This is a genomic window from Polaromonas sp. P1_F4, assembly GCF_056405675.1.
Genome location: NZ_JBFUBP010000026.1, coordinates 1 through 595, shown reverse-complemented (window position 1 = coordinate 595; position 595 = coordinate 1). Strand labels below are relative to the sequence as shown.

General features: G+C 50.8%; 2 pseudogenes. Both read right to left on the bottom strand.

Features of this window, described 5'->3' with window-relative positions:
- Positions 1 to 27: 27 nt before the first annotated feature.
- Positions 28 to 198 (bottom strand): annotated as a pseudogene (locus AC1DYQ_RS22860) (ATP-binding protein); the annotation flags it as partial.
- Positions 194 to 451: pseudogene (locus AC1DYQ_RS22855) on the bottom strand (IS21 family transposase); the annotation flags it as partial. The pseudogenes AC1DYQ_RS22855 and AC1DYQ_RS22860, both read right to left, overlap by 5 nt.
- Positions 452 to 595 lie beyond the last annotated feature (144 nt).

The following is a 595-nucleotide window of genomic DNA, read 5'->3' as shown; positions in this document are numbered from 1 at the left end:
CCCACACTCTTTGTGAGCAGAAGGTGCTCACGATGTGGATAAGTTCTTGATCTTCTCCTTTTTGGGCTGAGTCTTTGCAGAGCTGTTTTTGAACCGATAGCTGTCGTTTCCAGTCTCAAGGATATGACATCTGTGGGTGAGCCGATCCAGAAGAGCAGTCGTCATTTTTGCATCACCAAAGACACTCGCCTGTGTGGATCTGCCTCAAAGTGCGCCGCTGTTTCCGCGATTTTGTTGCCTCGATTACCAGCCAGGTGGCCAGCTTCTCGGCGTAGGGATCGAGCTTGCTTGAGCTGACCCGTCTTGGGTACTTAGGCTCGCTCTCCTCTGATCGCAGGTGCTTCTTCACGGTGTTGCGAGCCAGGCCTGTACGCCTTGAGATCTCGCGGATGGACATCTGATCCCGCAATGCCCAACGTCTGATGACATTCAATGTCGCCACGTCTATCACTCCTAATTTCCCCCTGCTTTTAAAACAAGCAGAGTAGTGCCTACGTGGGTCAGTTTTGGATGGAAATTACTGCGCTAAGTGGATCAGATTTCGACGGAATTGGATGGAAATTACTGCGCTAAGTGGATCAGATTTCGACGGAAT